This is a genomic window from Aquidulcibacter sp. (genome assembly GCF_044346625.1).
In the GTDB taxonomy this organism is placed as follows: domain Bacteria; phylum Pseudomonadota; class Alphaproteobacteria; order Caulobacterales; family Aquidulcibacteraceae; genus Aquidulcibacter.
This window is the reverse complement of the sequence record NZ_JBIIYV010000161.1, coordinates 1-2,845: the sequence shown is the minus strand read 5'-3', so window position 1 is coordinate 2,845 and position 2,845 is coordinate 1. Positions and strand designations below refer to the sequence as shown.

The following is a 2,845-nucleotide window of genomic DNA, read 5'->3' as shown; positions in this document are numbered from 1 at the left end:
AACGTGGAGCGATCCAGTCCAGCCAGGCTGCACGCCCGACGTTCGCTGACGTCATGGTCCCTTATCGCCTGAACCACAGCGCGGCGCTTCACATCGGGCGTTAGTAGTTTTTTGTTGCCATGTCCTTGAGCACAGCGACATCCAGCATCGTCTCGGCCAGAAGCCGCTTCAGACGCGCATTCTCCAACTCGAGCGCTTTGAGCTTCTGCGCGTCCGATACGCTCATCCCGCCGAACTTGGCTTTGTACTTGTATAAGGTCGCATCCGAGATCCCGCGCTTAGCCCCGGTCTATGACCTCGTAACCACCACGGCCTATCTACCGATGGACCAAATGGCCCTTACGCTAGACGGCTCAACCCGCTGGCCCACAATTCAGAAACTTAAAGAACTCGGCCAAAGGCGCGCTGGTCTGACAGCCAGGCAAGCAACCGAGCAAATTGAGGCGACAGCCGCTACCTTGCTGGACCTGCGGGCTGAGCTCGCGTCCTGGTTTAAGGCATCATCCAACCCGGAGATTGGCGCAGCGATGGTCGCGCGCTGGGAAGCTTGGGCTGAATCCATATCTTGTAGATTGTCAGTTTCTAACGTCATCCTGCCGAGATTGTTCGCATCTGGATCTTGTGCGCTCTGGGCTGAAGTACACTCATAAAAATTACCTTTTAAGATAAATCAGTGTCTGGCAGCTAGGCTTGACTACAATTTTATCTTTTACGATAAATTTTCTTGCAATCCTCTCCTGTATCAACGATATTTACTGAAATCGGTAAAGTGGAGTCGGCGGTGAGCACTTTTGAAACAACTCAATTGCCTGAAATCGGCAAGCGCATTCGCAACAGCAGGCTTTCTGCTGGCTTGAACTTACATGAATTAGCTCGTTTGAGCGGCATAAGCGCCCCCGCCCTTTCCCTAATTGAAAATGGCAAACGCGATTTGCGCTTGAGTAGCCTCTTTCGAATTGCCGGAGCTCTGCGCGTTGAAGCAACGAACTTGTTGCATGCTCAAGCGGAAAATCTCGTCACGCCTGATGCGCTAGGGGGTTCAGGTTACAACCTTGGTGACTATCAATGACCAATCGTGTCCCTGTCTGGTTTGATGCGCTTCACGTCGGGGACATCGAGGTTGGTGTCGATGGCGACCTCGGCTTCGAATACACACACAATTGGATTGCTACACGCGGTGCCTTTCCCCTGTCTGTGACGATGCCAGTGAGTGCGCAAAAAATCCCAAGTGAGATCATCTCACCCTGGCTCGCCAATCTCTTGCCGGAAGAAGAACAACTATCAATTTTGACCCGTTCACTTGGATTGAACCAAGCGGACAGTTTGGCTGTGCTTCAGGAAATTGGTGGCGATACCGCCGGGGCGCTGTCGTTTGGAGCAAAGTCTGCTCCTGCCGACTGGGCCTATACGCCACTTGCCGAGTTTTACGGCACCAGAGATCAAGAGACAGCCCTCGCACGCCATTTTGAAGACTTGGCTCTCCGCCCTTTTCTGGTGGGCGAAGAGGGCGTACGTGTGTCGCTCGCCGGAGGACAAAGGAAAACCGCTCTGGCTGTCCTGGATGCTAATGGGCAGCCAGTTTTGCGTTTGCCTCGCGAGAGAGACGTGCTGGCAATCCCCCGAAATGGTGCGCCTTCCACTTTAATCCTTAAGCCTGATAATCCGATCTTGCCGGGGATTGTCGAGAACGAGAACTATTGCCTCCATCTTGCAAGGGCCATTGGCATTGCTTCAAGCGATGCAACAATTATTCGAGCTGGGACACGTAAAGCAATCGCTGTCTTACGATATGATCGCTACTTGACCAGATCGGGCACGATCCAGCGGGTTCATCAGGAGGACTTTGCCCAAGCCAACCAGTTTCCGCCTGGCCGAAAGTATGAACGGGGTACAGTCACCGGTGTAAACCTCCCAACCCTTTTGAGGACCGCCCGCCATATCTCACCTGTCGACGCGCTTGCCTTATTGGATCAGCTGCTCTTCAACATTCTCGTTGCGAACACCGACGCTCATGCCAAGAATTATTCGCTTCTTCTCCCGATTGGTGCGGCACCGCGCTTGGCACCGCTTTATGACGTCTCTACGGTTTTGCCATGGCCCCAGGTCAACCAGTATCTTGCTCAAACGATTGCCGGCAAGAAGCGAAAGCCTGGCGATATAGCACCGCGGCATTGGGAGGATATTGCACGTGCGGGAGGGTTCCGACCCGCAGATGTCCAATCACGCGTGGTTGAGCTTGTTGACGCGATGGTTGCCCAGCGGGTGGCAGTATCGGACACGGTTTCAGCAATGCCCGCATCCACCAAAGGATATGTGGAGGAAGCCGCCCGTCTCATCGAAGAGAATGCCTTACGTATCGTTGGCCGCATTTAAGCTAGATCACAAACGGTCCGGCCCGCCACAGCATATTTCAGGATAGGCTTCAGCTTTCCGGCTGTCTTGAGATAATGAGCTGCCTGAATTCGCACGGTTCGGGGACGCAGCCGAGTCCGCCTATTATTTGTCTCCACCAGGAGCCATGAGATTCAAGGATAACTTGATTTAATGTCGTCTTCATGCTACAAAAAAGACAGTAAAGAGTTATGAAGATCACATATGCCAACACCTCATCATCCCTCTTCTGCTGTTCAGCGCGCTTTGCGCGCGCTTGGGGCTGACTTGCGCGATGCACGCAAGCGTCGGGAATTGCCAATGCAGATCGTTGCCGAACGCGCCTTTACTGAAGTGGCTCGGTTTGTTCGGACAGGTGAACCGTTTCTATAAGTGGATGACTGCCGGATTTACGCCGCAACCGGGATTGGTTGGGGCGGGTTGAAGTAAGCGCTGTCTGGGGTATTTCCGTCAA

General features: G+C 53.5%; 5 protein-coding genes. 4 read left to right on the top strand and 1 reads right to left on the bottom strand.

All coding sequences use genetic code 11. The annotated features are described in order from the left end of the window. Positions 1-100: 100 nt before the first annotated feature. On the bottom strand, positions 101-226 hold the full coding sequence (locus ACIQ20_RS16490) for a hypothetical protein (RefSeq protein WP_395782241.1): 126 nt from the start codon (positions 224-226) through the stop codon (positions 101-103). A 22-nt stretch (positions 227-248) separates the two neighbouring features. On the opposite strand from ACIQ20_RS16490, the gene ACIQ20_RS16485 reads away from it, so the two are divergent. The 4 genes from ACIQ20_RS16485 (at position 249) to ACIQ20_RS16470 (ending at position 2,763) form a co-directional block, all read left to right on the top strand. Next, a complete protein-coding gene (locus ACIQ20_RS16485; protein ID WP_346382502.1) occupies positions 249-650 on the top strand; it encodes a hypothetical protein in 402 nt (133 codons plus the stop codon). Positions 651-724: 74 nt separating this feature from the next. Beyond that, complete coding sequence (locus ACIQ20_RS16480; protein WP_346382503.1) at positions 725-1,069, top strand: helix-turn-helix transcriptional regulator; 345 nt, start codon at positions 725-727, stop codon at positions 1,067-1,069. Further along, entirely contained in the window at positions 1,066-2,373 is a 1,308-nt protein-coding gene (locus ACIQ20_RS16475; RefSeq protein WP_346382504.1) for a HipA domain-containing protein, read from the top strand. Before ACIQ20_RS16480 ends, ACIQ20_RS16475 begins: the two co-directional genes overlap by 4 nt. A gap of 222 nt (positions 2,374-2,595) precedes the next feature. Beyond that, complete coding sequence (locus tag ACIQ20_RS16470) at positions 2,596-2,763, top strand: hypothetical protein (protein ID WP_395782238.1); 168 nt, start codon at positions 2,596-2,598, stop codon at positions 2,761-2,763. The last annotated feature ends 82 nt before the right edge of the window (positions 2,764-2,845 follow it).